This window comes from Streptomyces sp. NBC_00876 (assembly GCF_045207435.1).
Taxonomy (GTDB): domain Bacteria; phylum Actinomycetota; class Actinomycetes; order Streptomycetales; family Streptomycetaceae; genus Streptomyces.
Window position 1 is genome coordinate 3,009,521 of sequence record NZ_CP108800.1, and the last position, 24,798, is coordinate 3,034,318.

The following is a 24,798-nucleotide window of genomic DNA, read 5'->3' on the forward strand; positions in this document are numbered from 1 at the left end:
GGCGGGGCATGAGATTCAGCGGTCCGAACTCGTCGACGCCTATCACCCGGCCGTCCGTCGGCGGGGTGTCGTGGCCGGTACGTCGGCCCGGTGCGAGGCGCACCGCCCCGGTACGGGGCGACCCCGTCAGCGGTAGTCCTCCGGGTGGCCCTGCATCCATGTGTTGACGCGCTCCCGCGTGCCGATCAGGTCCTTGTAGTGCTTCTCCAGATTGGCCGTGTCGGTGTTGCCGGCCAGCGTGGTGCGCAGTGCGCCCATCCAGGCCAACGGCTGCTTGAAGTGGCTCGGCCCGTCGTTGCCGGCCCTCATCGACTTGTCCAGGCGGGCCAGTTCCTCGTTCACCCGGCCCAGGAGGTAGGCGCAGTTCCCGGCGCCGGGGGTGCAGCTCTCCTCGCGGGTGGCCTGAAGACCGGCGAAGGCGTCGCGCACGTCCACGGGGCCGTTCACGGCCGCTTCCACCTCGGCGTTCGCATCCGCCGCCTCGGAGGCCCGGGCGTCGGCCTCGGCCTGCGCGACCCCCTTCTCCGCCGCCTCGGCGTTCACCGACGGGGCCACGTACGGGACATCGCCCCCGGGTCCCTGCGACGTGGTCGCCTCGGTGCAGCCGGCCAGGACGCCCACCAGGGCGGCCGTCACGGCCAGTGCTCCGGCGTGCTCGCGGGCGCGTATGCGGATGCGGATGCGGACAGACATGTGAGGCCCCCCTCGTCGGATGGCCCAGACCTTATACCCGCGGTCCCCGCGCCGCTTCTCCGGTGATCAACGCCTGAAGCGCGGGCGCGCAGAGGTCGGCGATGTGTTCCGGGGAGGCCTGGGCGCCCGCGCCCTCGCGGTGGAGGCTGAGGGTCGCGCCGAGGCCCAGGAGGTGTCCGGCCAGGAGTTCGGCGCGCAACGCGCGGTCGTGGCCGTGGAGCCGGGCGGTCAGGGCGTCGGTGACCTGCTCGTGGAAGCGGTCGCGCAGCAGTGAGCGTTCGTCCTGGTTGCCGAGGGAGAAGACGACGCGCAGGAGCGGGTCGGACTTGAGTTCGCGGCGGCGGGTCACCAGCGTGATGACCATGTGGCGGCCCAGTACGTCGAGCGGGGCGTCGAAGAGTTCCGCCGCGGCCGGGCCGAAGTCGGCCACGGTGTTGAAGAGTTCTTCCTTGCGGCCGAAGTGCTTGACCACGAGGGACGGGCTCACTCCCGCGTCGGCCGCGATGCTGCGGATCGTCACCTCGGCGTACGGGCGCTGGGTGAACGCCCGCCGTGCCGCGCGCAGGATCGCGGCCCGCCCGGTGCCCGTCTCCGCGGGTACGGGGGCCGTCGCGATGGCCTGGCCGCCGGTCATGCGCCCTCCTGGATTCCTGCCGTCCGCGCACCGCCCTTGCGGGTGCCCGGCGCCTTGCGGCTTCCTTCGACCGTACCCGCCGCGGACGGGCTCCGGCCCGGCAGGAAGAGCGTGACGGCCAGGGCCGCGAGTGCCGCGCCCGCCGCGATCACGAAGACGAGCTGGTACGCGTGGAGCGTCGGCGCGGTCCTGCCGCCCGCCTGGAAGGTGATGTTGGCCAGGACCGCGGCGACGGTCGCACTGCAGAAGGCCTGTCCGATCGACCTCATCAGGGTGTTCAGCCCGTTGGCAGCCCCGGTCTCACTGACCGGGACCCCGCGCATCACGAGGGCGGGCAGGGCCGAGTACGCGATGGCGGTGCCCGCGGCGACGACGGTGGCGCCCGCGATGATCAGCCAGAGGCTGTGGCTGGTGAAGTACCGCACCGCGTATCCGAGGGCCATGATCCCGGCCGCCAGCGCGAGGCTGACCTTCGGGCCGTGCTTGGCGGAGATGCGGGCCGAGACGGGCGAGAGCGCCACCATGGCCACACCGCCCGGCAGCAGGCACAGTCCGCTGACGACGAGCGAGGCGCCGAGCCCGTATCCCGTGGCCTTCGGCTCCTGCACCATCTGGGCGGTGACCAGCGAGTTCGCGTAGAACGCGAAGCCGACCAGCAGCGCGGCGATATTGGTGAGCAGCACGGCCGGGCGCGCCGAGATCCGCAGGTCGACCATGGGCGAGGACACGCGGAGCTCGTACACGCCCCAGAGCAGCGCCACCACCACGGCCGCCGCGAGCAGGCCGACCGTGCGGACCGATCCCCAGCCCCAGTCGGCGCCCTGGGTGACCGCGAGCAGCAGGCAGACGAGGGCGGCCGACAGGCCCAGGGCCCCGATCGCGTCGAAGCGGCCGCGGCTGCGCAGCGGGGACTCCGGTACGCAGCACAGCACCAGCACGATGTCGATGACGCCGATGACGCCGGAGACCCAGAACATCGTGTGCCAGTCGAAGTTCTCCACCACGAGCGCCGCGACCGGCAGTCCGATCGCGGCGCCGATCCCGAGCGTCGAGCTCATCAGCGCGACGGCCGACAGCACCCGCTCGGGGGGCAGTTCGTCGCGCAGGATGCTGATGCCCAGGGGGACGACGGCGATCGCGGCGCCCTGGAGGGCGCGGCCGGTGATCAGCACCCCGATGTGGGAGCTGATCGCGCACAGCACCGAGCCCACGACCAGCACCCCGAGTGAGGCCACGAGTACCCGGCGCTTGCCGTACATGTCGCCGACCCGGCCGAGGACCGGGGTGAAGACCGCACCGGTGAGCAGGGTCACGGTGACCAGCCAGCTCGCGGCGGCGGGGGTGGCGCCGGTCAGTTCGGGGATGTGCGGGAGCAGCGGGACGACGATCGTCTGCATGACCGCGACGACGACTCCGCAGAAGGCCAGCACGCCGACGGCGAACCGCGGGTGCGGGGCCCGGACGTCGGGGGTCGCGGGGGCGGCTGGCACGGGTATGTCCGCGGGCATGGTTCTCCGTACGGTGCTCGGCGGCGAAGGGGTGCACGCCGACGTGGGGGTGCACGCCTGTTCACCCCCAGGGTAAACGCTTGTGCACCCCCTCGGCGACGGGATGGCGGCAGACCGCGTTAGCCTCGGAGCCGAGAGCCGGTACGGGCGGGGAGCCGCGCGTGGGGCGATGTCTACGGGAAGGCTGAGGTGGCTGCGATGGCGAAGGTTCCGGCAGCGGCGGTGGCGGCGGGCGGACTGGTCGGCGGCTACGCCGTCGCACGGTGGACCCGGAAGCGGCCGCTGGGCGGGGTCGCTCTCGCCGCCGCGGGAGGCGTCGCGGCGTACGAGTGGAACCGGCAGGCGGGGCCACGCGCCGCCGTCGCCCTGACCACCGCCTATGTGGCCGCCTTCGCGGGATCGCACCCGCTGGCGAAGAAGGTCGGCGCCTGGCCGGCGGTCTTCACCGTGGCGGGCACCGTGGCCGCCGCCTCCTGGGCCGTCACGCGCCGCGCCGCCTGAGGGCTGTCCCGCAGCGCGGACTTCTTCCGGCACGGGTGAGCTTCTTCCGTCACGCGCGGACTTCTTCCGTCACGGGTGAACGCGGGCGGCTCGGGGTGCGTACTCAAGGGCAGTACCCCGCGAAACCCGGGTGCGTATCCGAACCGATCGACAGGCCGGATACGCACCCGGTCCCCGGCAGCAGCCCCCTTCGGCCCGGCCGTCAGCCCCCGAACGCCCGCGACACCGTGTAGATCGCCAGTCCCGCCAGCGCACCCACCACCGTGCCGTTGATCCGGATGAACTGCAGGTCACGGCCGATGTGCGCCTCGATCTTCTTCGACGTCTGGTCCGCGTCCCAGCCGGCCACCGTGTCGCTGATCAGCGACGTGATCTCCGCCCGGTACGTCGTCACCACGTACACCGCCGCGTCCTCCACCCAGCCCTCCAGCTTCGCCTGGAGCCGGCCGTCCGTCGCCAGCCGGGCACCCAGCGACATCAGCGAGGCACGGGCCCGCAGGCGCAGCTCGCTCCGCTCGTCCTCCGCCGCCGCGATCACCATCTGCCGGACCGACGACCAGGCGGACGCGATGACGTCCTGGACCTCGCCGCGCCCCAGGATCTCCGACTTCAGCCGCTCCACCCGGGCGCGGGTCTCCGAGTCCGTCTGGAGATCGGCCGCGAAGTCCGTCAGGAACGTGTCGATCGAGCCGCGCGCCGGATGCCCCGGCATGTCGCGCATCTCGGTGATGAAGCGCAGCAGCTCCTTGTAGACCCGCTCGCCCACCCGCTTGTCGACGAAGCGCGGGGTCCAGCCCGGCGCACCGCCCTGCACGGCGTCCATCACCGAGTCGCCGTGCTGGACCAGCCAGTCGTGGGCGCGCACGCAGACCAGGTCCACCACCTTGCGGTGGCCGCCGTCCGCGACGACCTTCTCCAGCATCTTGCCGAGGCCGGGGCCGACCTCCGCCGCGTTCGCCCGCCGGGTGATCGCCTCAGCGACCACGGCCTGCACATCCGAATCACGGAGCACGGTCAGCGCACCGCGCAGCGCGGTCGACAGCTCGGCCGTCACCCGGTCCGCATGGGCCGGCTCCGCGAGCCAGGCGCCCAGCCGGCCGCCGATGGCGAGGGAGTGGATCCGGTCGCGTACGACGCCGCCCGACAGAAAGTTCTCGCCGACGAAGGAACCGAGCGAGGCCCCCAGCTGGTCCTTCTTGGTGGGAATGATGGCGGTGTGCGGAATCGGCAGGCCGAGCGGACGCTTGAAGAGCGCCGTGACGGCGAACCAGTCGGCCAGCGCACCCACCATGCCCGCCTCGGCAGCCGCCGCGACGAAGCCCGGCCAGCCGCCCACTCCCTCGTTCTTCGCCCAGGTGGCGAGGACATACACCAGCGCGACCAGCAGAAGGAGGCCGGTGGCCGTGGTCTTCATACGGCGTACGCCACGACGCTTCTCCTCGTCCGCTGCGGTGTACGCGAACGAGGCGAGCGAGGCCGCGGGGCTGCGGAAGCCCGCGCCGGCACCGTCGCGGGTACCCGCGTCCGGGCCCGTGTCAGCACCATCGCGAGTACCCGGGCCCGCGTCCGCGCCCTCACGGGTGCCCGCGTCCACACCGGCATCCGGCTCGCCCGGTCCCGTGCCTTCGATCCGTTCCATCGACTCCACCCGTCCGCGTACGCACCGCCCGGCGCCCCGTACGCATTGTCCCTGCCTGACCTACTCCCGGGCCGCACGTTGAGTTCCCCGCGCCCTGCCCCATCATGGGGAGCGGCCCACGAACAACGAGGAGACACACCGCCCATGCCCAGGCGCCAGGGGTACGCCCTGCTCATAGCCCTTGTGGCGGGCACCGCCGCGCTCGCCGCCGCCGTGGCGTTCGCCGGCTCCCTGCTGTTCTCCGGGCCCCGGGCGAAGGCGGCCGCCACCACCGGCCCCCAGGGCGTGGCCCGGACACCCGCGGCCCCGGCGCACTCCACCGGCCTCTGGCACGCCACCTGGGCCGCCGCACCCGTCGCCGGGGCGAAGGATCCGGCCCAGGGCCAGGACCAGAGCCGGCGCACCATCCGTAACGTCGTCCACACCAGCATCGGCGGCGACGCCGCCCGCCTCACCCTGTCCAACCTCTTCGGTACGCAGCCGCTGCTCATCGACCACGTCACCGTGAACACCCGCCCCGTGACGTTCCGCGGCGCACCCTCCGTCACCGTCCCCGCGGGCGGGCAGACGGTCAGCGACGCGGTCCTCGTCCCGGTCGCCGCCGACGCCGACCTCGTCGTCACCCTGCGCACCCCCACCGCCCGGGGCCCGGTCACCCTCCACCCCAACAGCCACCAGACCTCCTACGTCGAGGACGCGCACGGCACCTGGCGCAACAACCACTGGCGCTACCTCACCGCCGTGGACGTACGCGGCGAGAGCGCCGCCGGAACCGTCGTCGCGCTCGGCGACTCACTCACCGCGGGCACCGGCTCCACCACCGACGCGAACACCCGCTGGCCCGACGTCCTCGCCGACCGGCTGCACGGCCGGTACGCGGTGGTCAACGAAGGCATCGGCGGAAACCGCATCCTGCGCGACGGCGTCGGGCAGCACGCACTCGCCCGCTTCGACCGCGACGTGCTGGGCGTCACCGGGGTGAAGACCGTCGTCATCGCCCTCGGCATCAACGACGTGCAGGCCCTCCCCCAGGAGACCGACCCCGCACGGATCACGGACGCCCTGCGCACCCTGACGCAGCGCGCGCACGCCCGCGGGCTGCGGGTCATCGGCGCGACCCTGATGCCGTACGAGGGCTACCGCAGCTGGACTCCCGCCCAGAACGCCGTACGCGCCCAGGTCAACGCGACGATCCGGGCCGGCGGGGTCTTCGACCAGGTCCTCGACTTCGACCGTGCGATGCGGGACCCGGGCCACCCGGACCGCCTCCCGGCCGCCTACGACTCCGGCGACCACCTGCACCTGAACGACGCGGGCTACCGGCGCCTGGGCTCGCTCGTGGACATCGACGACCTGCTGCGCGCCCGTCCGGCCGCCGACGCGCTCTGAGCCAACGCCCCGGCTGCGGGCGGCACGGCCGAGGCACGCCGGCCGGCCCCGGCTGCCGGCGACGGCTGCCGGCGACGGCTGCCGGCGACGGCTGCGCCGTCCGGCCCCGGCGCGGGGCCGGACGAACGCCCCTACCGGTCCCCGTCGCCCTTCTCCAGCCGCCCCCGCGCGCGCTCCGCGTCCCGCAGCCGCTGCTTCTCCGCCTTGCTGCGCTTGCGCTCCACGCCGACACCGCCCATCAGCGCCAGGCCCGTGACCCGCACCCTGGGAGCGTCCGGATGCGGAACCCCTTCGTCGCGCCCGTGCTCCCCGAAACCGCCCATGACGCCGATGCCGCGGACATCCACGTTCAGGTCCGGCGGAACCGTCACCTGCATGCCGCCCATGATCGCGAAGCAGCGGACCACCACCTCGCGGTCCTCGAAGTTCGCCTCGCGCAGATCGATCTCACCGCCGCCCCACATCGCGAACGCGGTGAACGTCCGGCCGACCGTCCAGTTGCCCCGGCGCAGGAACCCGCCCCAGAACGCGAAGGCGCCGGTCGAGGTCGCGGGCCTGCCGATCCGCTCGGACCAACGCGCGGCCGATCCGGACCCGGGCCGCCCCGCCGCCACCGGCACGGCGGCCGAGCCCAGCGCGGGCAAGTCGCGCACCAGCGGCTCCAGTTCACCGTGCGTACGCGCCTTGTACGCGGCATCCAGCCGCTGCTCGAACTCCGGCATGTCCAGCCGGCCCTCGGCCACCGCCTCGCGCAGAATCTCGGCAATACGTTCACGCTCGGCGTCGGAGGCCCGCATCTCCGGAAGTTCGCTAGTCATACCGCTCAGACTATTGAACGCGTCCGTTCACGTCACCGCGCACAGGCCCGCGCCACAGGCCCGCGCCACAGGCCCGCGCTACAGGCCCGCGCTACAGGCCCGCACCCGACGCGTACATCTTCGCGATCACGGCCTCGATGTCCGGCTCGCGCACCGAAAGGTCCACCATCGGGTACTGCGCGGCGATCCGCGCCACCAGCGGCGCCGCCGACGCCGACGCCGGGAACGCCAGCCACTGCCGCGGACCCTCCACCTTCACCGTACGCACCGAGGGCTCCGACTCCAGCTCGATCGGCGGGAGTTCACGCTCCAGGTCCACCACCAGCGTCCGCTCACTCTCCCCCACCTCATGCAGCCCGGCCAGCGCGCCGTCGTACATCAGACGGCCGTGATCAATCACCATCACCCGCTTGCACAGCTGCTCGATGTCGGTCAGATCGTGCGTGGTGAGCAGCACCGTCGTACCGCGCTCCTCGTTCAAGTCCCGCAGAAAACCACGGACCTTGGCCTTGGACACCACATCGAGACCGATCGTCGGCTCGTCCAGGTACAGCACCTCCGGGTCGTGCAGCAACGCCGCCGCGATGTCCCCGCGCATCCGCTGCCCCAGCGACAACTGCCGCACCGGAACGTCCAACAGATCGCCCAGATCCAGGAGTTCGATGCACCGGTCCATGTTGACCCGGAAACGGTCATCGGGAATCCGGTACATCCGATGGACCAGCCGGTACGAGTCGCGCAGCGGCAGGTCCCACCACAGCGTGGTGCGCTGCCCGAAGACCACCCCGATCCGTTGCGCCAGTCTCGTACGCTCACGGGAGGGATCGATGCCCGCCACCCGCAGCGAACCGCCGCTCGGGGTGAGGATGCCGGTCAGCATCTTGATCGTCGTCGACTTCCCCGCCCCGTTCGGACCGATGTAGCCGACCATCTCACCGCGAGCCACCCGGAACGAGATCCCGTCGACGGCCCGCACCTCACGGCGTTCACTGCGCAGGAAACCCGTCCTGCGACGGACGTCGAAGACCTTCTCGACACCGTCGAGCTCGATGAAGTCCGTACCCATACCCTTTTCGCCCCTTCTCGGCCGTACTCCGTCAGCTTCCCGTGCTCCGGTACGCCCGCAGCCCCGCACGCCACGCCAGCCCCGCACCCACCCAGCACACACCCGCCACCAACGGCGGCAGGAACGCCACCCACTGCGGCAGGCCCAGCGGATACTCCCGGCCCAGCACATACAGCGCCGGCAGCCAGTTCACGAAGGCCAGCGGCACCACGAACGTCACCCCGCGCACCAGGTCCTTCGCGAAGATCGTCGGCGGGTACTGGAGCATCGTGTTCCCTCCGTACGTGAAGGAGTTCTGCACCTGGGAAGCGTCCTGCGCGACGAACTGGAACGCCCCGCCGGCGACGAACACCGCACCGAAGATCGCCGCCCCGCTCAGCACCATCAGCGGCACCATCACCACCTTCAGCACCGTCCACTCGATGTCCAGGGTCACCAGCGCATAGCCCAGCACCAGCAGCCCCTGCGCGATCCGCCCCAGCCGCCGCAACGCGAACCGGTCCGCCGCCACCTGCGCGATCACCGGGGCCGGCCGCACCAGCAACGTGTCCAGCGTGCCGTCCCGCACCCGGAGGCCCAGCCGGTCCATCGACCCCAGCAGCAGATCCGCCAGACCGAACGCCGAACCCGCCGCCCCGTACAACAGGGCGATCTCCGGCAACGTGTAACCGCCCAGCACATCCACGTGCGAGAACATCAGCACGATCGCGACGAAGTCGAACGCCGTCGCCGCGAAGTTCCCGAACGCCATCATCACGAACGACGCCCGGTACGCCATCGTCGACCGCAGCCACATCGCCACGATCAGCCCGTACGCCCGGACCCCCTCCACCAGCCGCCACCGGGGAACGAACACCGCCCCGGACGCGCCCTCCCCGACCACGTCCACCACGTCCGCCGCGTCAGCCACCCTGGACCACCACCCTCCGCGTCGCCACCGACTGCACCATCCGCCCCACCAGCAGCAGCACCAGCGCCCAGCCCGCCTGGAACACGTACGCCTGCACCAGACCCCAGCCCGTGTGCTTGCCGAGGAACACATCGGCCGGCACCTGGAGCAGCGCCGACCACGGCAGCGCCCGCGCCACCTCACCCAGCGCCCCGGGGAACAGATTCAGCGGCAGCAGCATCCCCGAGAAGAACATCCCCGCCAGGAACGACATCTGCGCCGCACCCGCCCCGTCCATCAGCCAGAACGCCGACAGGGCCACCAGATAGCGGATCGCGAAACTCACCACGACGCCCAGCGTCACCGCGACCAGAAACGCCACCCAGGTCCCCGGCGACCCGGGCATCGTCAGGTCGAAGGCGAGTGAGCCGAGCACCATCGGCACAATGCCGCGCCCCAGCAGATGAAACGCCGCCCGGCCCAAGTCGCCCGCCAGCCACCACAGTTGCATATCGACCGGCCGGTAGAGATCGATCGCGATATCGCCCGTACGGATCCGCTCGATCAGCTCGTTCTCGAAACCGCCGCCCATCATCATGCAGGTCATCAGCAGCGCCTGACCCAGCCACACATACGTGAGGGCATCGGACATGTCGTAACCGCCCAGCTGCGGACGCTCGTCCCACAGCGCCTCATACGTGTACGCCAGGATGAAACCGAAGACGGTGTTGGTGAACACCCCCGCCGCCGTCTCGATCCGGTACGTGGCATAGCGCCGGAACCCGCCCGCCGCCACCACCGCGTAGAGCCGCACAGCAACCACCCCCCCGAGAGACCGGGTGCCCCACCGCGCGTGGACACCAAAGCGCAGGAGCCTAGTCCAGCCGGGGCAACCGCCGCGACCGCTTTTCGAAGGTCGATCCGGTAGTTATTCCGCAGAAAAGTGCACTATGGGGGAACTGACCGCGGCCGAGGAGTCTGCACCGACATGAGCGACGAGCCACAGCAGCAGAACGGGGACCCCGCCCCCCGGGGCTGGACCCCCAAGGACCTGCCTGCCGACGCTGCCGCCCCCGCCCCCGGCCCCTCGGATCAAGGCGCCCCGGCCACCGACGGCACCGGCGGGACGAAGCAGAGGAAACCCAAACGCCCCAAGCGAACCGGCTGGCGCCGCGCCGTCCCCACCTGGCGCATGGTCCTCGGCGGCGTCCTGTTCATCGCCCTGCTCCTGATCGGCGGCTTCATCGCCGGCTACGAACTCGTCGACATCCCGCCCGCCAACGCCAGCGCCACCGCCCAGTCCAACGTCTACCTCTACAAGGACGGCAGCGTCATCGCCCGCGACGGCGACGTCAACCGGGAGAACATCAAACTCGCCCAGGTCCCCCTCAACGTCCAGCACGCCGTCCTCGCCGCGGAAGACCGCGACTTCTACTCCGAACGCGCCGTCGACATCAAGGCCATGGTCCGCGCCGGCTGGAACACCCTCACCGGCAAGGGCAAACAGGGCGGCTCCACCATCACCCAGCAGTACGTCAAGAACTACTACCTGGGCCAGGAACAGACCGTCGTCCGCAAGATCAAAGAGTTCTTCATCGCGATCAAGCTCAACCGCGAACAGTCCAAGAACCAGATCTTCGAGGGCTACCTCAACACCAGCTACTTCGGCCGCAACGCCTACGGCATCCAGGCCGCCTCCCAGGCCTACTACAGCAAGGACATCGGCGACGTCACCACCGCCGAAGGCGCCTACCTCGCCTCCCTGCTCAACGCCCCCAGCGCCTACGACGTCATCACCCACCCCGAGAACAAGCCCGCAGCCGTCGCCCGCTGGAACTACGTACTCAACGGCATGGTCAAGGAGGAGTGGCTCGACCCCGGCGAACGCGCCGCCATGACCTTCCCCGTACCCGGCCCGGTCAAGCCCGCCAACAGCCTCTCCGGACAGCGCGGCTACATCGTCCAGGCCGTCGAGGACTACCTCGTCCAGAACGACATCATCGACGAGAAGACCCTCGCCACCCGCGGCTACCGCATCACCACCACACTCGAGAAGAAGAAACAGGACGCCCTCGTCGAAGCCGTCGACGACAAGGTCATGTCCAAGACCAGCACCAAGCGCAAGGCCGACCGCAACGTCCGCGTCGGCGGCGCCTCCATCGACCCCGCGACCGGCCGCGTCCTCGCCATGTACGGCGGCATCGACTACACCAAGCAGTACGTCAACAACGCGACCCGCCGCGACTACCAAGTCGGCTCCACCTTCAAGCCCTTCGTCTTCACCTCAGCCGTCGCCAACAGCTCCACCACCCAGGACGGCCGCCGCATCACCCCCAGCACCATCTACGACGGCACCAACAAACGCATGGTCCAAGGCCCCGACGGACCCACCGGATACGCCCCCGCCAACGAGGACGACATCAGCTACGGCCCCATTACCGTCCGCACCGCCACCGACAAATCCGTCAACGCCGTCTACGCCCAGATGGCCGAGGACGTCGGCCCCGCCAAGGTGCGCGAAACAGCCGTCGACCTCGGCATCCCCAAGAACACCCCCGACCTCACCGCCTCCCCCTCGATCGCGCTGGGCCCCGCCACCGCCAGCGTCCTCGACATGACCGAGGCCTACGCCACCCTCGCCAACCACGGCAAGCACGGCGCCCACGTCCTCGTCACCAAGGTCACCAAGGACGGCGAGAGCATCAAACTCCCCGACCGCACCACCGGCCAGGCCGTCACCCGCGAAGCAGCCGACACCACCACCTCCATCCTGCAGAGCGTCGTCGACGGCGGCACCGGCACCGCCGCCCAGGCCGCCGGCCGCCCCGCCGCCGGCAAGACCGGCACCGCGGAGGAGGACAAGGCGGCCTGGTTCGCCGGCTACACCCCCGGCCTCGCCACCGTCATCGCCGTCATGGGCCAGGACCCCGACACCGGCGCACAGAAACCGCTCTACGGAGCCCTCGGCCTCCCCCGCATCAACGGCGGCGGCGCCCCCGCCGAGACCTGGGCCCAGTACACCGGAGCCGCCCTGCGCAACGCCCCCGTCGAGGGCTTCGACCTCGACCTCGAGAGCGGCACCGACGAGACCGGGCTGCCCACCGAGCAGAGCACCGGACCCAGCGACACCGGCCGGCCCTCCGAAACCCCCTCCAGCGCACCCCCGAGCACCCCGTCCAGCACACCCCCGACCACCCCCTCCACCCCGGGCACCACCACCCCCGGCACCACCGACACCCCCACCGGCGGCACGGACACCGGCGGCCTGACGAACGGCGGCACGGTCACCGGCGGCGGGGACAACGGAGGCGGAGGCGGGAACAACGGCGGAGGGAACAACGGAGGCGGCGGAGGCTTCCTCGAAGGCGCCCGCGGCACCGGCGCCCCCAGCCGCCTCTAGGGCCACGCGCCGGGACCAGGCCGGGCCCCGCGCCCGTCAGTGACCCGAGGTCGCCTTGAGACCCACCACGGCCACCAGCAGCAGACACACGAAGAAAATACGGGCCGCGGTGGCGGGCTCACCCAGCACCACCATGCCGAGCACCGCCGCACCCGCCGCACCGATACCGACCCACACGCCGTACGCCGTACCGATCGGCAGCGTCTTCGCCGCATGGGACAGCAACACCATGCTCGCGACGATCCCGAGGCCGGTGAACACACTCGGCCACAGCCGGGTGAACCCCTCGGTGTACTTCATCCCGATCGACCAGCCCACTTCCAGCAGACCCGCGACCACCAACAGAACCCACGCCATGACGGCACCTCCGACGACACAGAACACACGAACAACAGGGATGCGTCGTCTTTGCGAAACCCGGTACGGCGCGTCTCGTCGGGGTCACCCCACCGTAGCAAAGAACAGGCAAAAGGCCTGGTGACAACGGTCACCAGGCCTCACCCCACAGTCGTGCAACACGCGCGGGGACCACAGATCGGGACTACAGACACCTACAGGTACCTACAGATACAGCCCCGTCGAATCCACCGAACCCTCGAACCGGTCCGCCGCCACCGCATGCAGATCCCGCTCCCGCATCAGCACATACGCCACGCCCCGCACCTCCACCTCGGCACGGTCCTCGGGGTCGTACAGCACCCGGTCCCCCGGCTCCACCGTCCGCACGTTCTGCCCCACCGCGACCACCACGGCCCACCCCAGCCGACGGCCGACCGCAGCCGTCGCAGGAATCAGAATGCCGCCGCCGGAACGCCGCTCACCCTCAGGAGAATCGGACCGGACCAGCACACGGTCGTGCAGCATCCGGATGGGCAGCTTGTCGTCGGTGTTCTCGCTCACGCCCCGCAACCTACCTGCCCCCGCCGCACCCGCGCCCCCTCGGGCCCGCACAACGACAACCGCGAGGAATCAGCGCTTCCTGCGCCGCACCGACACGGCGAGCAGACCCACCACACCCACCGCCAGCAACGCCGCCGGAATCACCCGCTCCAGCCGCGGCGCACCCTCCTCCGACACGAACTGCGCCTTCACATCCGACACCGTCCGGTTCACCGCGACGAACGCCCGACCGGCCGTCCGGTCCACGGCCTCAGCCGCCTTGGCCTTCGCATCACCCATGATCGTCTTCGGGTGCACCCGCACCCCGATCTCATCGAGCACCACCGCGAGCTGCTCACGCCTGCTGATGATGTCCGCCTCGATCTGCGCAGGGGTCCTGGCATCCGACACTGCGCCGCCTCCGTGGTCCTCGTCCGGTAAACCTTCATCGACAGTCTGTCAGCTCGACCGCCCCCGCACCCGGCGGCACCCCTATTACCCTCGGTCCCGTACACCCCACGCACCAAAGAGGAGAACCATGAGCGAGCGACTCCAGACCGGCGACACCGCCCCCGCCTTCACCCTCCCCGACGCCGACGGGAACGACGTCTCGCTCGCGGACCACAAGGGCCGCAAGGTCATCGTCTACTTCTACCCGGCCGCCCTCACCCCCGGCTGCACCAAGCAGGCCTGCGACTTCACCGACAACCTCGACCTCCTGGCCGACGCCGGATACGACGTCATCGGCATCTCCCCCGACAAGCCGGAGAAGCTCGCCAAGTTCCGCGAGAAGGAGAACCTCAAGGTCACGCTGGTCGGCGACCCCGCCAAGGAGACCCTGGAGGCCTACGGCGCCTTCGGCGAGAAGAAGCTCTACGGCAAAACGGTGACGGGCGTCATCCGCTCCACGATCGTCGTCGACGAGAACGGCAAGGTCGAGCACGCCTTCTACAACGTCAAGGCCACCGGCCACGTCGCCAAGATCATCAGGGACCTCGGCATCTGACCCGCCGCACAGGCCGGAAAAAGCGGGAATCACCACCCGGGGACTGGGCCGAACGGCCGAAAACATGTGATGGACATCCCAATCCCCCGCCCAATCGGTTTGCAGCCGCCATGACCGCGCAGAAGCCTTTCCTGGAACACCCACCAAGGAAAGGACCCGGCCATGGCGGCCCCCGACCTCCACCAGCCGGCCGACCCCGAAGCGGTCAAACGCCACCCCGCCCTCTTCCGCGCCATCCGAAAGCGCCAGAACCCCAAGCTGCGCCGCACGGACATCACGGTCACCGACGACCAGGCGGTCAAGCGGGCAGTGAAGGCCGCATCGCTCGGCAACGCCATGGAGTGGTTCGACTTCGGCATCTACTCCTACCTGGCCGCCACCCTGGGCCATGTCTTCTTCCCGTCCGGGAACGACACGACCCAGCTCCTCTCCTCCTTCGCCACCTTCGCCGTCGCCTTCCTCGTGCGACCGCTCGGCGGCATGTTCTTCGGCCCGATGGGCGACAAGATCGGCCGCAAGAAGGTCCTCGCCCTCACCATGATCCTCATGGCGGTCGGCACCTTCGCGATCGGCGTCATCCCCTCCCACGGCACCATCGGTGTCGGGGCCCCCATCCTCCTCATCCTCTTCCGGATGCTCCAGGGCTTCTCGACCGGCGGCGAGTACGGAGGCGCCTCCACCTTCATCGCCGAGTACGCCCCCGACAAACGACGCGGCTACTTCGGCAGCTTCCTCGAATTCGGCACCCTCGCCGGATACGTCGGAGCAGCGGGCCTGGTCACCGCGCTCTACGCCCTCCTCAACGACACCCAGATGGAGTCCTGGGGCTGGCGCATCCCCTTCCTCGTCGCCGGACCCCTCGGCCTCGTCGGCCTCTACCTGCGACTGCGCCTCGACGAGACCCCGGCCTTCCAGAAGCTCGAAGGCGGCACGGCCCACGCCACCGAGGCGGCGGACGGAGTCGAAACGAGCACCAAGGGCGACCTCGCCAAGATCTTCCGCGACTACTGGCCGACGCTGATCCTGTGCATCTGCCTGGTCGGCGCGTACAACATCACCGACTACATGCTGCTGTCGTACATGCCGACGTACCTCTCCGACGAACTCGGCTACAGCGAGACCCACGGCCTGCTGATCCTGCTCGGCGTCATGGTCTTCCTGATGCTGATCATCAGCCGGGTCGGCAAGCTCTCCGACCGCTTCGGCCGCAAGCCCCTCCTCATGACGGGCATGCTCGGCTTCCTGGTCTTCTCGCTCCCGGCCTTCCTCCTGATCCGCCAGGGCGGCATCCCGGCGATCACGATCGGCATGCTGATGCTGGGCCTCTCGCTGGTCTGCATGCTCGGCACGATGTCCGCCGCACTCCCGGCCCTGTTCCCCACGCAGGTCCGCTACGGCTCCCTGTCGGTGGGCTACAACCTCTCGGCGTCGATCTTCGGCGGTACGACCCCGCTGGTCATCACGGCCCTGATCAGCTGGTCGGGCTCCAACCTGATGCCGGCGTACTACGCGATGGGCGCCGCGGTGGTCGGCGTGATCGCGGTGGCCTGCATGAAGGAGACCGCGAACAAGCCCCTGGACGGCTCCCCGCCGTCGGTGGAGACGGAGGAGGAGGCCGCAGAACTCTGCGCGTCCCAGACGCCGGACCCGAAGTTCTGACCCGGTCGTCCGGCGAATGGCCCGCCCCGCTTCGGTTGCCGCCGAAGCGGGGCGGGCCATTCCGCATCTTGTCGGATATCGGACGTGACTCTCCGATAAACGTCCTCGTCCGCCTGGAAGGCGCGGCGTCCCGAACGCGTACCACTCTCCTAAGGCGAGCACTCGACGATGCCGGGGTTCCCCATGAGTGCACAAAGCGCGGGACCGGTGAGACGTGGCGGGGGAATCGCCTCGTCCTGGAGATCGACCACGTTGACGGCGACCCGCTCAACAACCGCCAGGACAACCTGCGGCGCCTATGCCCGTCATGCCACAGCCAGACCGAAACCTTCTCGAAGCGGCGCAACCTCGCACAGTAGAGTGGGGCGCGCGGGTCCGTACCCCAGCTGGCTAGAGGGCGCCGGTTTAGGTCCGGTGTGTCGTGGGTTCGAATCCCACCGGGCCCACAGGCACAGAGAGGCCGCTACCTTCAATTCGAAGGTAGCGGCCTCTCTGTATCTCACCCCACCAACTCCCGCACCACCGGCACCAGCGCCCGGAACGCCTTCCCCCGGTGGCTGATCGCGTTCTTCTCCGCCGGGGTCAGTTCCGCGCAGGTTCGGGTCTCGCCCTCCGGCTGGAGGATCGGGTCGTAGCCGAAGCCGCCCGTGCCCGACGGGGTGTGGCGCAGGGTGCCGAGCAGGCGGCCCTCGACCACGCGTTCCGTGCCGTCGGGGAGGGCGAGGGCGGCGGCGCAGGCGAAGTGGGCCGCGCGGTGGGTGTCGTCGATGTCCGAGAGCTGGGCCAGGAGCAGGTCGAGGTTGGCGCGGTCGTCGCCGTGGGTGCCGGACCAGCGGGCCGAGAAGATGCCGGGGGCGCCGCCGAGTACGTCGACGCAGAGGCCGGAGTCGTCGGCGATGGCGGGGTGGCCGGTGGCCTGAGCGAGGGCGTGGGCCTTGAGGAGGGCGTTCTCGGCGAAGGTGACGCCGGTTTCCTTGACGTCGGGGATCTCCGGGTACGCGTCCGCGCCGACGAGTTCGTGGGTGAGGCCTGCGTCGGCGAGGATCGCGTGGAGTTCGGTGATCTTCCCGGCGTTGCGGGTGGCGAGGATGAGACGGGTCATGGGTCCATTGTCGCCGCGTCCGGGGGGACGGATTACGGGGTGCAGACCTTGCCGATCTCCGTTGCCGCGTCGGTGACGGGGGTGATGTCGGGGGTGGCGTCGCCCTTGTTGATGGAGTCGCGGACGTTGCCGACGCCGGTCTGGAGGTCCTGGACGGCCTTGCTGAGGTCGGCGTTGTCGGTCTTGTCGCCGAGGTTGCCGAGCTCCTTCTCGATCTCGTCGAGGGATTCGGAGGCCTGGGTGGGGTCGCTGGAGGCGTTGGCGACGGCCTGCTGGAGGTTGTCGACGCTGGTGGCGATGGCGTCGGCGGTGCGGACGCAGTCGAGCGTCTTGTCGAGGGCGCCGCAGCCGGCCGCTGCGGTGACGGTGATCAGCGCGGCGGTGATGGCCAGTGCGGTGCGGCGGTGACGTCGGTGGCGCGTGGCCATGGTGTGGTCCTCCCCGGGTGCGGATACGTGGACGGGCGCACGGTTCGACCCGTGCGCCCGTATTCGTATCGACGCTGTGCGTGGGGACTTGGTTGCTTCTTTACTCGCCGAGGGTGCGGGCGAGGGCGTCGTTCTGGAACCGGGTGAGGTCGACGCAGCCGGCGGTGGCGAGGTCGAGGAGGGCGTTCAGTTCCTTGCGGTCGAAGGGTTCGGCCTCGGCGGTGCCCTGGACCTCGACGAAGCGGCCGTCGCCGGTGCAGACGACGTTCATGTCGGTCTCGGCGCGGACGTCCTCCTCGTAGCAGAGGTCGAGGAGGGGGGTGCCGTCGACGATGCCGACGCTGATGGCGGAGACGGTGCCGGTCAGCGGCTTGCGGCCGGCCTTGATGATCTTCTTGCCCTGGGCCCAGGTGATGGCGTCGGCGAGGGCGACGTACGCGCCGGTGATGGCGGCGGTGCGGGTGCCGCCGTCGGCCTGGAGGACGTCGCAGTCCAGGACGATGGTGTTCTCGCCGAGGGCCTTGTAGTCGATGACGGCGCGCAGGGAGCGGCCGATGAGGCGGCTGATCTCGTGGGTGCGGCCGCCGATCTTGCCGCGTACGGATTCGCGGTCGCCGCGGGTGTTGGTGGAGCGGGGCAGCATGGAGTATTCGGCGGTGACCCAGCCTTCGCCGCTGCCCTTGCGCCAGCGGGGTACGCCTTCGGTGACGGAGGCGGTGCAGAAGACTTTGGTGTCGCCGAAGGAGATGAGTACGGATCCTTCGGCGTGCTTGCTCCATCCGCGTTCGATGGTGACGGGGCGGAGCTGGTCGGGGGTGCGGCCGTCGATACGAGACATGGGCGGAAGCCTATCCGGCGGGTGGCGGGACCTTCGGCCCGCTGCCGGGGGACATTCAGCCTTTCCATCTTTACTGTGAGACTGATTAAGCTTTTACTATCTAATTCTCTGCCACAGGAAGATGTCATGCCCCTCCTTTCGAGTCAGACAATCCGGCCGCAGCTTGCGGCGCCTCGTCTGCCCCTGGCGGACCATCTCGCGTCCGCGCAGGTTCTGGAGGGTGCGCCGCATGGAATCGTCATCGCTTCCGCCGAGCAGGGGGCGACGACGGTGTATGCGAACGGGCGGCTGGCGGAGCTGTTCGGGGCGGTGGTGCCGTCGGAGCCGGGCGGGCTGGCCCGGGCGGCGACGTCGTTCTGCGACCGCAACGGCGAGCCGTTGCGGTTCGTCGAGTCGCCGCTCGGTGTCGCGCTGGCCCTGCGCCGTCCGGCGAGGGCCGAGGTGCGGTACCGGCCGGAGGGCGAGCGGGCGCTGTGGCTGGACATCAGTGCCGTGCCACTGGATTCCGGGCCCGACGAGCTGCCGCTGGCCGTCGCGTACATCCATGACGTCTCCCAGCGGCGGCAGTCGGCCGACGACCTGGACGAGGTGAACCGCAGGCTGGCCGAACAGCTGGAGGACGCCACCTGGGTGCACAGCCTGGCCGAGCGGCTGACGGATCACGACAGTGTGGACGGCACGCTGCATCAGGTCCTGGGTGAGGGTGCGCGGCTGCTCCGGGCGGACATGGGTGTGGCGCGGCTGCGGGACGAGGACGGTTCCTCGATGCGCACGCGCGCGCTGTACGGGATGCCGGCGGATACGCGGTCGGTCCGTGAGGCCGTCGAGGCGTTGCCGCCCGGGCGGTTTCTGGTCGATGAGGCGGAGGCCGCGGGGGGTGCGCTGATCGTGGAGGATGTGGAGACCGATCCGTCCTGTACGCCGAGCATGCGTGAGCTGGGCCGTGCGGCGGGGTTCCGCCGGGTGTACGCGCTGGCTCTGACCACCACGTCGGGCCGGCGGCTGGGTGTGGTGGCCTGGGCGTGGCGGAAGCCGGGGCGGCCGACGCTGCGGCAGCGGCAGTTGGTGGGGACGTACTGCCGGTTCGCGGGGCAGATGGTCGAGAACAATCTGTTGTACGAGCGTGAGCGCCGGATCGCGGGGACGCTTCAGCAGTCGATGCTGGCGCAGGAGTTGCCCGAGATCACCGGGGTGCAGGTCGCCGCGTGCAGTCTGCCGGGGGCGCGGGGGATGCAGGCCGGGGGTGACTGGTACGACGTGATGGGGCTGCCCGACGGGAAGGCGGGTCTTGCGCTGGGTGACGTGATGGGCAAGGGGCTGCGCGCGGCGACGGCGATGGGGCAGTTGCGGACGGCGCTGCGCAGTTATGCGCTGGTGGAGGGGGAGGATCCGGTGGCGGTGCTGACGCATCTGAATGCGCTGAGTCAGGACATGGCGCTGACGGATCTGGCGACGGTGCTGTACATGACGGTCGATCCGAAGGAGCGGAGGGCGGTGGTGGCGTCCGCCGGTCATTGTCCGCCGTTGCTGGTGGACCATTCGGGGGCGCGGTTCCTGCGTGCGGGTCAGGGTGTTCCGCTGGGTGTGGTCGATGAGTGGGATGCGGAGGCGGATGAGTTCGATCTGCCGCCGGGGGCGTTGCTGGTGCTGTACACGGATGGTCTGGTGGAGCGGCGCGGGGAGGAGTTGGGGGTGGGGCTTGAGCGTCTGCGTGCGGCGGCGCTGGCGGCGCCTTCGGATGTGGGTGATCTGTGCGCGTACCTGGTGGAGGCGTGCCTGGATGAGGGCGAGTCCTCGGACGATGTGGCGATCCTGGCGGTCCGGGTGCGCTGAGGGCGGTGGGGGCGGGGTTCCGGCGTGCGCCGCAGGCCCCGTCCGGGTGGGCGGGGCCTGCGGCGGTGCCGGGCGGTTGGCCCGGTCGGGTTCAGCGGTGGGTCACATCATGTCTTCGATGTCGGCGGCGATGGGGTCGGCGTCGGTGCCGATGACGACCTGGATCGCGGTGCCCATCTTGACGACGCCGTGGGCGCCGGCGGCCTTGAGCGCGGCTTCGTCGACCTTGCTCGGGTCGATGACCTCGGTGCGGAGGCGGGTGATGCAGCCTTCGACCTCTTCGATGTTCTCGATTCCGCCGAGCCCGGCGACGATCTTCTCAGCCTTGCTGGCCATGGCCTTCTCCCTGGTTCTTCACGTACATGTGACGGCCCACCATGGGTCCGTTTCGTCACGGTAACGCACGGTTGGCCCAACTTCGCGAGCGAGTAGCCGGGTGATCGCCAATGATGACGATCACCGGCGCCCTGTCTTCCGGGCGGGCTCCGCACCGTACCGCAACTGGTCTACACCAGTGTGCACCGACCGTAGACGTGACTGGTTCCGGGAGGACGCCGATGAGCTCGAGCAGCGCAGCGATCCCACAGAAGAAGTGGTGGAACGGCTTCTTCCAAGGCCTCCAGAAGATGGGGCGCAGTCTTCAGCTCCCGATCGCCGTGCTGCCGGCGGCGGGCATTCTCAACCGGCTCGGCCAGCCGGACGTATTCGGTGACGAGGGTCTGGGCTGGGACAACATCGCGAAGGTGTTCGCGGCCGCCGGTGGTGCGCTGCTCGACTCGGGGCTGGGTCTGCCGCTGCTGTTCTGCGTCGGTGTGGCGATCGGCATGGCGAAGAAGTCGGACGGTTCGACGGCGCTGGCCGCCGTGACCGGGTTCCTCGTCTTCTACGCGGTGCTGCACGCGTTCCCGGTGGACTGCGCCCCCGGTTCGACGTTCGTGTCGGGCGGCACGTGGTTCGGTACGTGTGTCACGGACAACGCGCAGGTGACGGCGGCCGAGTACCAGAACCCGGGGGTGTTCGGCGGCATCGTGGTGGGCCTGCTGTCCGCCTGGTTCTGGCAGCGCTACCACCGGGTGAAGCTGGTGGACTGGCTGGGATTCTTCAACGGCCGCCGTCTTGTGCCGATCATCATGGCCTTCGTGGGTCTGCTCTTCGCGGCGCTGTGCGCGTGGCTGTGGCAGCCGATCGGTGACGGGCTGACCAGCTTCTCGAAGTGGCTGGTGGACCTGGACTGGGTGGGTTCGGGCATCTTCGGTCTGGCCAACCGCGCGTTGCTGGTCATCGGCCTGCACCAGTTCCTGAACACGTTCGTCTGGTTCCAGTTCGGTGACTTCACGAAGCCGGACGGGACGGTCGTGCACGGTGACATCAACCGGTTCCTGGCGGGCGACCCGACGGCCGGCCAGTTCACGACCGGCTTCTTCCCGATCATGATGTTCGCTCTCCCGGCGGCGGCGCTGGCGATCTACCACTGCGCGAAGCCGCATCGCCGCAAGGCGGTCGGCGGCATGATGGTCTCGGTCGGCCTGACCTCGTTCGTGACGGGAATCACGGAGCCGATCGAGTACTCGTTCCTCTTCGTGGCGCCCCTGCTGTTCGCGATCCACGCGGTGCTGACCGGTGTGTCGATGGCGGTGACGTGGGCGCTCGGGGTGAAGGACGGCTTCAGCTTCTCGGCGGGTCTGATCGACTACGTCATCAACTGGAGTCTGGCCACGAAACCCTGGCTGATCATTCCGGTCGGCCTGGCGTTCGCGGCCCTGTACTACGCGATCTTCCGGTTCGCGATCACCAAATTCAACCTCCAGACGCCGGGCCGCGAGCCCGATGAACTGGAGGAGGAGATCGAGAAGAACCTCACGAAGTAGCTGTTCCAAGGGGCATAGGCCCCTGTCGCCAAGGCCCTCGGACCCACCGGTCCGGGGGCCTTCGGCATGTCACTGTGCGTGGGTGATGGCTACTGCGAAGTAGTCGGAAATTGCAGGTTCCTTATCTAACCCTCACCGTGCTACAACTGGTCTACACCACTCAGTGGTCCAGACCACGTGCCGTTTCGCGGCACGTTTCTCGAGTCGCCGCCCACCCCCGGAACACCCTGTCCCTGGCGGCGCCTTGCCCAATGGAGGAAGTTGATGTCCACGGCTGGCACCGCTCCCGCGGTCACCAAATCGAAGGGCTCCGGCGTGATGGCTGTCATGCAGCGCATCGGCCGCAGCCTCATGCTGCCGGTCGCGGTGCTGCCCGCAGCCGCCCTGCTGGTCCGTTTCGGGCAGGACGACATGCTCGGCAAGGAGTCCTTCCCGGACTTCATCAACAAGATCGCCGGCTACATGGCGGCGGGCGGTGGCGCACTGCTCGACAACATGGCGCTGCTGTTCTGCGTCGGTATCGCGATCGGCTTCGCCAAGAAGTCGGACGGTTCGACCGCCCTCGCAGCCGTCACCGGCTACCTGGTCTTCCAGAAGGTGCTCGCCACCTTCACCGACAGCAACCTGCCCAAGGTCGCTGCCGTGGCCGACGGCAAGATCGTCATGAACGAGGCCCCGGTCAACGCCGGTGTGCTCGGCGGCGTCGTCATGGGCATAGTCGTGGCCCTGCTGTACCAGAAGTTCTACCGGACCAAGCTGCCCGACTGGGCGGGCTTCTTCGGTGGCCGCCGCCTGGTCCCGATCCTCTCGGCCTTCGCGGGCCTGGTCGTCGGCATCGTCTTCGGTCTGATCTGGCCGGTCCTCGGTGCCGGTCTGCACAACCTCAGTGAGTGGCTCGTCGGATCCGGCGCCGTCGGCGCGGGCATCTTCGGTGTCGCCAACCGTGCGCTGATCCCGATCGGCATGCACCACCTCCTGAACTCCTTCCCGTGGTTCCAGGCCGGTACGTACAACGACGGCGGCGTGGACTACCACGGCGACATCGCCCGCTTCCTGCACGGCGACCCGACCGCGGGTCAGTTCATGACCGGCTTCTTCCCGATCATGATGTTCGCCCTCCCGGCGGCCTGCCTCGCGATCACCCACTGCGCCCGCCCCGAGCGCCGCAAGGTCGTCGGCGGCATGATGTTCTCGCTCGCCGCCACCGCGTTCGTCACGGGTGTGACCGAGCCGATCGAGTTCACGTTCATGTTCATCGCCCCGGTGCTGTACGCGATCCACGCGGTGCTGACCGGTGTCTCGATGGCGCTCACCTGGGGCCTCGGCATGAAGGACGGCTTCGGCTTCTCCGCCGGTGCGGTCGACTACTTCCTGAACCTCGGCATCGCGGAGAAGCCCTGGCTGCTCGCGCTGGTCGGTCTCTGCTTCGCGGCGATCTACTACGTGGTCTTCCGCTTCGCGATCACCAAGTTCAACCTGCCGACGCCGGGCCGTGAGTCCGACGAGGAGCTCGCGGAGCTCCTCAAGGCCGAGGCCAAGTAGTACGCAGCACGTAGCACGACAGCTCGAAGCCCTCACCTTCCCGGCGGAAGGTGAGGGCTTCGTCGTACGCGGGGCGCTAGATCTCGTAGACCGCGCCCGGGACCGCCGGCTCCGTCGGGCCGTCGAAGACCTCGCGGGCGTCGGAGAGGTTGCGGGCGGCGTCGGTCCACGGCGGGATGTGGGTGAGGACCAGACGGCCCGCCCCGGCGCGGGCAGCGATCTCGCCCGCCTCGCGGCCGTTGAGGTGGAGGTCCGGGATGTCTTCCTTGCCGTGGACGAACGACGCCTCGCACAGGAAGAGGTCGGTGCCCTCGGCCAGCTCTTCCAGGGCCTCGCACATCCCAGTGTCGCCGGAGTACGTGAGCGAGCTGCCGCCGTGCTCGATGCGGATGCCGAACGTGTCGACGGGGTGGCAGAGCTTCTCCGTACGGACCGAGAAGGGGCCGATCTCGAACCAGCCCGGCTTCAGCGTGTGGAAGTCGAAGACCTCGCTCATCGAGTGGTCCGACGGGGTGTCCGCGTGGGCCGTGGTGAGCCGCTGCTCCGTGCCGTCGGGGCCGTAGACCGGGATACGGGCCGGGCGTCCGCCGTCGTGCGGGTAGTACCGGACGACGAAGTACGCGCACATGTCGATGCAGTGATCGGCATGGAGGTGGCTGAGGAAGATGGCGTCGAGGTCGTAGAGACCGACGTGGCGCTGCAACTCGCCGAGGGCGCCGTTGCCCATGTCGAGGAGCAGCCTGAAGCCGTCGGCCTCTACGAGGTAGCTCGAGCATGCCGAACCCGCGGACGGGAACGAGCCGGAGCAGCCGACGACGGTGAGCTTCATGGAGCGTGAACCTCCGAGACGTGGGAACGGGGAGGGTTCGTGCGGTTCGTTGAGCGGTTTGTTGAGCGTAAGGCGCGAAAGAGCTGGTCGCTCCTTTGGAGTGTGCCGTTGTGGGGGAACTCACCTGTGCTGTCACCGGTTCGATGGAAGCGGGGCCCCTGGGGGGCGGGTGGCGGTGCGGCTGGGGTGCGGGTGCGGCTAGGGGTGCGCCTACGGGGGCCTGTTCCCCTCCCCGCCCCTTCCCGTAACCGGGGCTCCGCCCCCACAAAACGGCGGA

24 protein-coding genes, 1 tRNA gene and 1 riboswitch are annotated in these 24,798 nt (G+C 69.7%); of the genes, 9 read left to right on the forward strand and 16 right to left on the reverse strand.

The genetic code is table 11. The features are described 5' to 3' along the window. Nucleotides 1-126: 126 nt before the first annotated feature. From OG782_RS13155 to OG782_RS13165, 3 genes are read right to left on the reverse strand one after another with little or no spacing between them, the layout of a single operon-like run. A complete protein-coding gene (locus OG782_RS13155) occupies nucleotides 127-693 on the reverse strand; it encodes a hypothetical protein (protein WP_406450528.1) in 567 nt (188 codons plus the stop codon). Nucleotides 694-724: 31 nt separating this feature from the next. Next, nucleotides 725-1,327: a TetR family transcriptional regulator gene (locus OG782_RS13160; RefSeq protein WP_406450530.1), complete on the reverse strand. Its 603-nt coding sequence runs from the start codon at nucleotides 1,325-1,327 to the stop codon at nucleotides 725-727. Further along, entirely contained in the window at nucleotides 1,324-2,835 is a 1,512-nt protein-coding gene (locus OG782_RS13165) for an MFS transporter (protein ID WP_406450532.1), read from the reverse strand. Before OG782_RS13165 ends, OG782_RS13160 begins: the two co-directional genes overlap by 4 nt. Before the next feature lie 198 nt (nucleotides 2,836-3,033). On the opposite strand from OG782_RS13165, the gene OG782_RS13170 reads away from it, so the two are divergent. Beyond that, complete coding sequence (locus OG782_RS13170) at nucleotides 3,034-3,336, forward strand: hypothetical protein (RefSeq protein WP_018517962.1); 303 nt, start codon at nucleotides 3,034-3,036, stop codon at nucleotides 3,334-3,336. Between the two features lie 202 nt (nucleotides 3,337-3,538). Here OG782_RS13170 and OG782_RS13175 read toward each other — a convergent pair whose 3' ends face one another. Beyond that, entirely contained in the window at nucleotides 3,539-4,975 is a 1,437-nt protein-coding gene (locus tag OG782_RS13175; protein ID WP_406450534.1) for a DUF445 domain-containing protein, read from the reverse strand. A gap of 144 nt (nucleotides 4,976-5,119) precedes the next feature. On the opposite strand from OG782_RS13175, the gene OG782_RS13180 reads away from it, so the two are divergent. Continuing rightward, entirely contained in the window at nucleotides 5,120-6,364 is a 1,245-nt protein-coding gene (locus OG782_RS13180; RefSeq protein ID WP_406450536.1) for an SGNH/GDSL hydrolase family protein, read from the forward strand. Between the two features lie 131 nt (nucleotides 6,365-6,495). On the opposite strand, the gene OG782_RS13185 is transcribed toward OG782_RS13180, so the two are convergent. The 4 genes from OG782_RS13185 to OG782_RS13200 form a co-directional block, all read right to left on the reverse strand. Next, nucleotides 6,496-7,161, reverse strand: a complete 666-nt coding sequence (locus OG782_RS13185) for a DUF1707 domain-containing protein (RefSeq protein WP_406459043.1) — start codon at nucleotides 7,159-7,161, stop codon at nucleotides 6,496-6,498. Between the two features lie 112 nt (nucleotides 7,162-7,273). Next, nucleotides 7,274-8,248: an ATP-binding cassette domain-containing protein gene (locus OG782_RS13190; protein ID WP_406450538.1), complete on the reverse strand. Its 975-nt coding sequence runs from the start codon at nucleotides 8,246-8,248 to the stop codon at nucleotides 7,274-7,276. A 31-nt stretch (nucleotides 8,249-8,279) separates the two neighbouring features. Continuing rightward, nucleotides 8,280-9,158: an ABC transporter permease gene (locus OG782_RS13195; RefSeq protein WP_406450540.1), complete on the reverse strand. Its 879-nt coding sequence runs from the start codon at nucleotides 9,156-9,158 to the stop codon at nucleotides 8,280-8,282. Beyond that, nucleotides 9,151-9,951: an ABC transporter permease gene (locus OG782_RS13200; RefSeq protein ID WP_406459045.1), complete on the reverse strand. Its 801-nt coding sequence runs from the start codon at nucleotides 9,949-9,951 to the stop codon at nucleotides 9,151-9,153. The genes OG782_RS13195 and OG782_RS13200 overlap by 8 nt, the downstream gene beginning before the upstream one ends. A gap of 174 nt (nucleotides 9,952-10,125) precedes the next feature. Here OG782_RS13200 and OG782_RS13205 point away from each other — a divergent pair, with 174 nt between their 5' ends. Then, a complete protein-coding gene (locus tag OG782_RS13205) occupies nucleotides 10,126-12,537 on the forward strand; it encodes a transglycosylase domain-containing protein (RefSeq protein ID WP_406450542.1) in 2,412 nt (803 codons plus the stop codon). A 36-nt stretch (nucleotides 12,538-12,573) separates the two neighbouring features. Here the strand turns inward: OG782_RS13205 and OG782_RS13210 are convergent, their stop codons facing one another. The 3 genes from OG782_RS13210 to OG782_RS13220 form a co-directional block, all read right to left on the reverse strand. Continuing rightward, on the reverse strand, nucleotides 12,574-12,894 hold the full coding sequence (locus OG782_RS13210; RefSeq protein WP_406450544.1) for a DMT family transporter: 321 nt from the start codon (nucleotides 12,892-12,894) through the stop codon (nucleotides 12,574-12,576). Nucleotides 12,895-12,933: 39 nt separating this feature from the next. Further along, nucleotides 12,934-12,998, reverse strand: a riboswitch (guanidine-III (ykkC-III) riboswitch). Nucleotides 12,999-13,098: 100 nt separating this feature from the next. Beyond that, a complete protein-coding gene (locus OG782_RS13215) occupies nucleotides 13,099-13,437 on the reverse strand; it encodes a co-chaperone GroES (protein ID WP_266779271.1) in 339 nt (112 codons plus the stop codon). A gap of 69 nt (nucleotides 13,438-13,506) precedes the next feature. Beyond that, nucleotides 13,507-13,827: a DUF3618 domain-containing protein gene (locus tag OG782_RS13220; protein ID WP_406450546.1), complete on the reverse strand. Its 321-nt coding sequence runs from the start codon at nucleotides 13,825-13,827 to the stop codon at nucleotides 13,507-13,509. A 127-nt stretch (nucleotides 13,828-13,954) separates the two neighbouring features. On the opposite strand from OG782_RS13220, the gene bcp reads away from it, so the two are divergent. From bcp to OG782_RS13235, 3 genes are all read left to right on the forward strand, one after another. Then, on the forward strand, nucleotides 13,955-14,422 hold the full coding sequence (gene bcp / locus OG782_RS13225; protein ID WP_406450548.1) for a thioredoxin-dependent thiol peroxidase: 468 nt from the start codon (nucleotides 13,955-13,957) through the stop codon (nucleotides 14,420-14,422). A 162-nt stretch (nucleotides 14,423-14,584) separates the two neighbouring features. Then, complete coding sequence (gene proP / locus OG782_RS13230) at nucleotides 14,585-16,081, forward strand: glycine betaine/L-proline transporter ProP (protein WP_406450550.1); 1,497 nt, start codon at nucleotides 14,585-14,587, stop codon at nucleotides 16,079-16,081. A 371-nt stretch (nucleotides 16,082-16,452) separates the two neighbouring features. Next, a tRNA-Leu gene (locus tag OG782_RS13235) sits at nucleotides 16,453-16,527 on the forward strand. 53 nt (nucleotides 16,528-16,580) lie between these two features. Here OG782_RS13235 and rdgB read toward each other — a convergent pair. From rdgB to rph, 3 genes are all read right to left on the reverse strand, one after another. After that, the gene (gene rdgB, locus OG782_RS13240) at nucleotides 16,581-17,183 is read right to left on the reverse strand and encodes an RdgB/HAM1 family non-canonical purine NTP pyrophosphatase (protein WP_406450552.1); all 603 of its coding nucleotides are present in this window, start codon (nucleotides 17,181-17,183) and stop codon (nucleotides 16,581-16,583) included. A 32-nt stretch (nucleotides 17,184-17,215) separates the two neighbouring features. Continuing rightward, nucleotides 17,216-17,611, reverse strand: a complete 396-nt coding sequence (locus OG782_RS13245; protein WP_406450554.1) for a hypothetical protein — start codon at nucleotides 17,609-17,611, stop codon at nucleotides 17,216-17,218. 100 nt (nucleotides 17,612-17,711) lie between these two features. Then, nucleotides 17,712-18,449 carry a ribonuclease PH gene (rph, locus tag OG782_RS13250; RefSeq protein WP_406450556.1) on the reverse strand — a complete coding sequence of 246 codons (738 nt, stop codon included), beginning with the start codon at nucleotides 18,447-18,449 and terminating at the stop codon, nucleotides 17,712-17,714. Between the two features lie 75 nt (nucleotides 18,450-18,524). On the opposite strand from rph, the gene OG782_RS13255 reads away from it, so the two are divergent. Then, nucleotides 18,525-20,282: a SpoIIE family protein phosphatase gene (locus OG782_RS13255; RefSeq protein ID WP_406450558.1), complete on the forward strand. Its 1,758-nt coding sequence runs from the start codon at nucleotides 18,525-18,527 to the stop codon at nucleotides 20,280-20,282. Nucleotides 20,283-20,384: 102 nt separating this feature from the next. On the opposite strand, the gene OG782_RS13260 is transcribed toward OG782_RS13255, so the two are convergent. Continuing rightward, nucleotides 20,385-20,618 (reverse strand): glucose PTS transporter subunit EIIB, encoded by a 234-nt coding sequence (locus OG782_RS13260; RefSeq protein WP_018517946.1) that lies wholly within the window; start codon nucleotides 20,616-20,618, stop codon nucleotides 20,385-20,387. 221 nt (nucleotides 20,619-20,839) lie between these two features. Here OG782_RS13260 and OG782_RS13265 point away from each other — a divergent pair, with 221 nt between their 5' ends. Together OG782_RS13265 and OG782_RS13270 are read left to right on the forward strand one after the other, a co-directional pair. Continuing rightward, nucleotides 20,840-22,150 carry a PTS transporter subunit EIIC gene (locus OG782_RS13265; RefSeq protein WP_406450560.1) on the forward strand — a complete coding sequence of 437 codons (1,311 nt, stop codon included), beginning with the start codon at nucleotides 20,840-20,842 and terminating at the stop codon, nucleotides 22,148-22,150. Nucleotides 22,151-22,414: 264 nt separating this feature from the next. Continuing rightward, the gene (locus OG782_RS13270) at nucleotides 22,415-23,692 is read left to right on the forward strand and encodes a PTS transporter subunit EIIC (protein ID WP_406450562.1); all 1,278 of its coding nucleotides are present in this window, start codon (nucleotides 22,415-22,417) and stop codon (nucleotides 23,690-23,692) included. A gap of 76 nt (nucleotides 23,693-23,768) precedes the next feature. Here the strand turns inward: OG782_RS13270 and OG782_RS13275 are convergent, their stop codons facing one another. Next, a complete protein-coding gene (locus OG782_RS13275; protein WP_406450564.1) occupies nucleotides 23,769-24,521 on the reverse strand; it encodes an MBL fold metallo-hydrolase in 753 nt (250 codons plus the stop codon). Between the last annotated feature and the right edge of the window lie 277 nt (nucleotides 24,522-24,798).

Coding starts and splice junctions, on each gene's coding strand:
- OG782_RS13245 (WP_406450554.1), bottom strand. CDS start 17,611: ATGGCCACGCGCCACCGACGTCACCGCCGCACCGCACTGGCCATCACC.
- rph (WP_406450556.1), bottom strand. CDS start 18,449: ATGTCTCGTATCGACGGCCGCACCCCCGACCAGCTCCGCCCCGTCACC.
- bcp (WP_406450548.1), top strand. CDS start 13,955: ATGAGCGAGCGACTCCAGACCGGCGACACCGCCCCCGCCTTCACCCTC.
- OG782_RS13155 (WP_406450528.1), bottom strand. CDS start 693: ATGTCTGTCCGCATCCGCATCCGCATACGCGCCCGCGAGCACGCCGGA.
- OG782_RS13175 (WP_406450534.1), bottom strand. CDS start 4,975: ATGGAACGGATCGAAGGCACGGGACCGGGCGAGCCGGATGCCGGTGTG.
- OG782_RS13205 (WP_406450542.1), top strand. CDS start 10,126: ATGAGCGACGAGCCACAGCAGCAGAACGGGGACCCCGCCCCCCGGGGC.
- OG782_RS13170 (WP_018517962.1), top strand. CDS start 3,034: ATGGCGAAGGTTCCGGCAGCGGCGGTGGCGGCGGGCGGACTGGTCGGC.
- proP (WP_406450550.1), top strand. CDS start 14,585: ATGGCGGCCCCCGACCTCCACCAGCCGGCCGACCCCGAAGCGGTCAAA.
- rdgB (WP_406450552.1), bottom strand. CDS start 17,183: ATGACCCGTCTCATCCTCGCCACCCGCAACGCCGGGAAGATCACCGAA.
- OG782_RS13270 (WP_406450562.1), top strand. CDS start 22,415: ATGTCCACGGCTGGCACCGCTCCCGCGGTCACCAAATCGAAGGGCTCC.
- OG782_RS13210 (WP_406450544.1), bottom strand. CDS start 12,894: ATGGCGTGGGTTCTGTTGGTGGTCGCGGGTCTGCTGGAAGTGGGCTGG.
- OG782_RS13275 (WP_406450564.1), bottom strand. CDS start 24,521: ATGAAGCTCACCGTCGTCGGCTGCTCCGGCTCGTTCCCGTCCGCGGGT.
- OG782_RS13260 (WP_018517946.1), bottom strand. CDS start 20,618: ATGGCCAGCAAGGCTGAGAAGATCGTCGCCGGGCTCGGCGGAATCGAG.
- OG782_RS13180 (WP_406450536.1), top strand. CDS start 5,120: ATGCCCAGGCGCCAGGGGTACGCCCTGCTCATAGCCCTTGTGGCGGGC.
- OG782_RS13190 (WP_406450538.1), bottom strand. CDS start 8,248: ATGGGTACGGACTTCATCGAGCTCGACGGTGTCGAGAAGGTCTTCGAC.
- OG782_RS13165 (WP_406450532.1), bottom strand. CDS start 2,835: ATGCCCGCGGACATACCCGTGCCAGCCGCCCCCGCGACCCCCGACGTC.
- OG782_RS13265 (WP_406450560.1), top strand. CDS start 20,840: ATGAGCTCGAGCAGCGCAGCGATCCCACAGAAGAAGTGGTGGAACGGC.
- OG782_RS13185 (WP_406459043.1), bottom strand. CDS start 7,161: ATGCGGGCCTCCGACGCCGAGCGTGAACGTATTGCCGAGATTCTGCGC.
- OG782_RS13160 (WP_406450530.1), bottom strand. CDS start 1,327: ATGACCGGCGGCCAGGCCATCGCGACGGCCCCCGTACCCGCGGAGACG.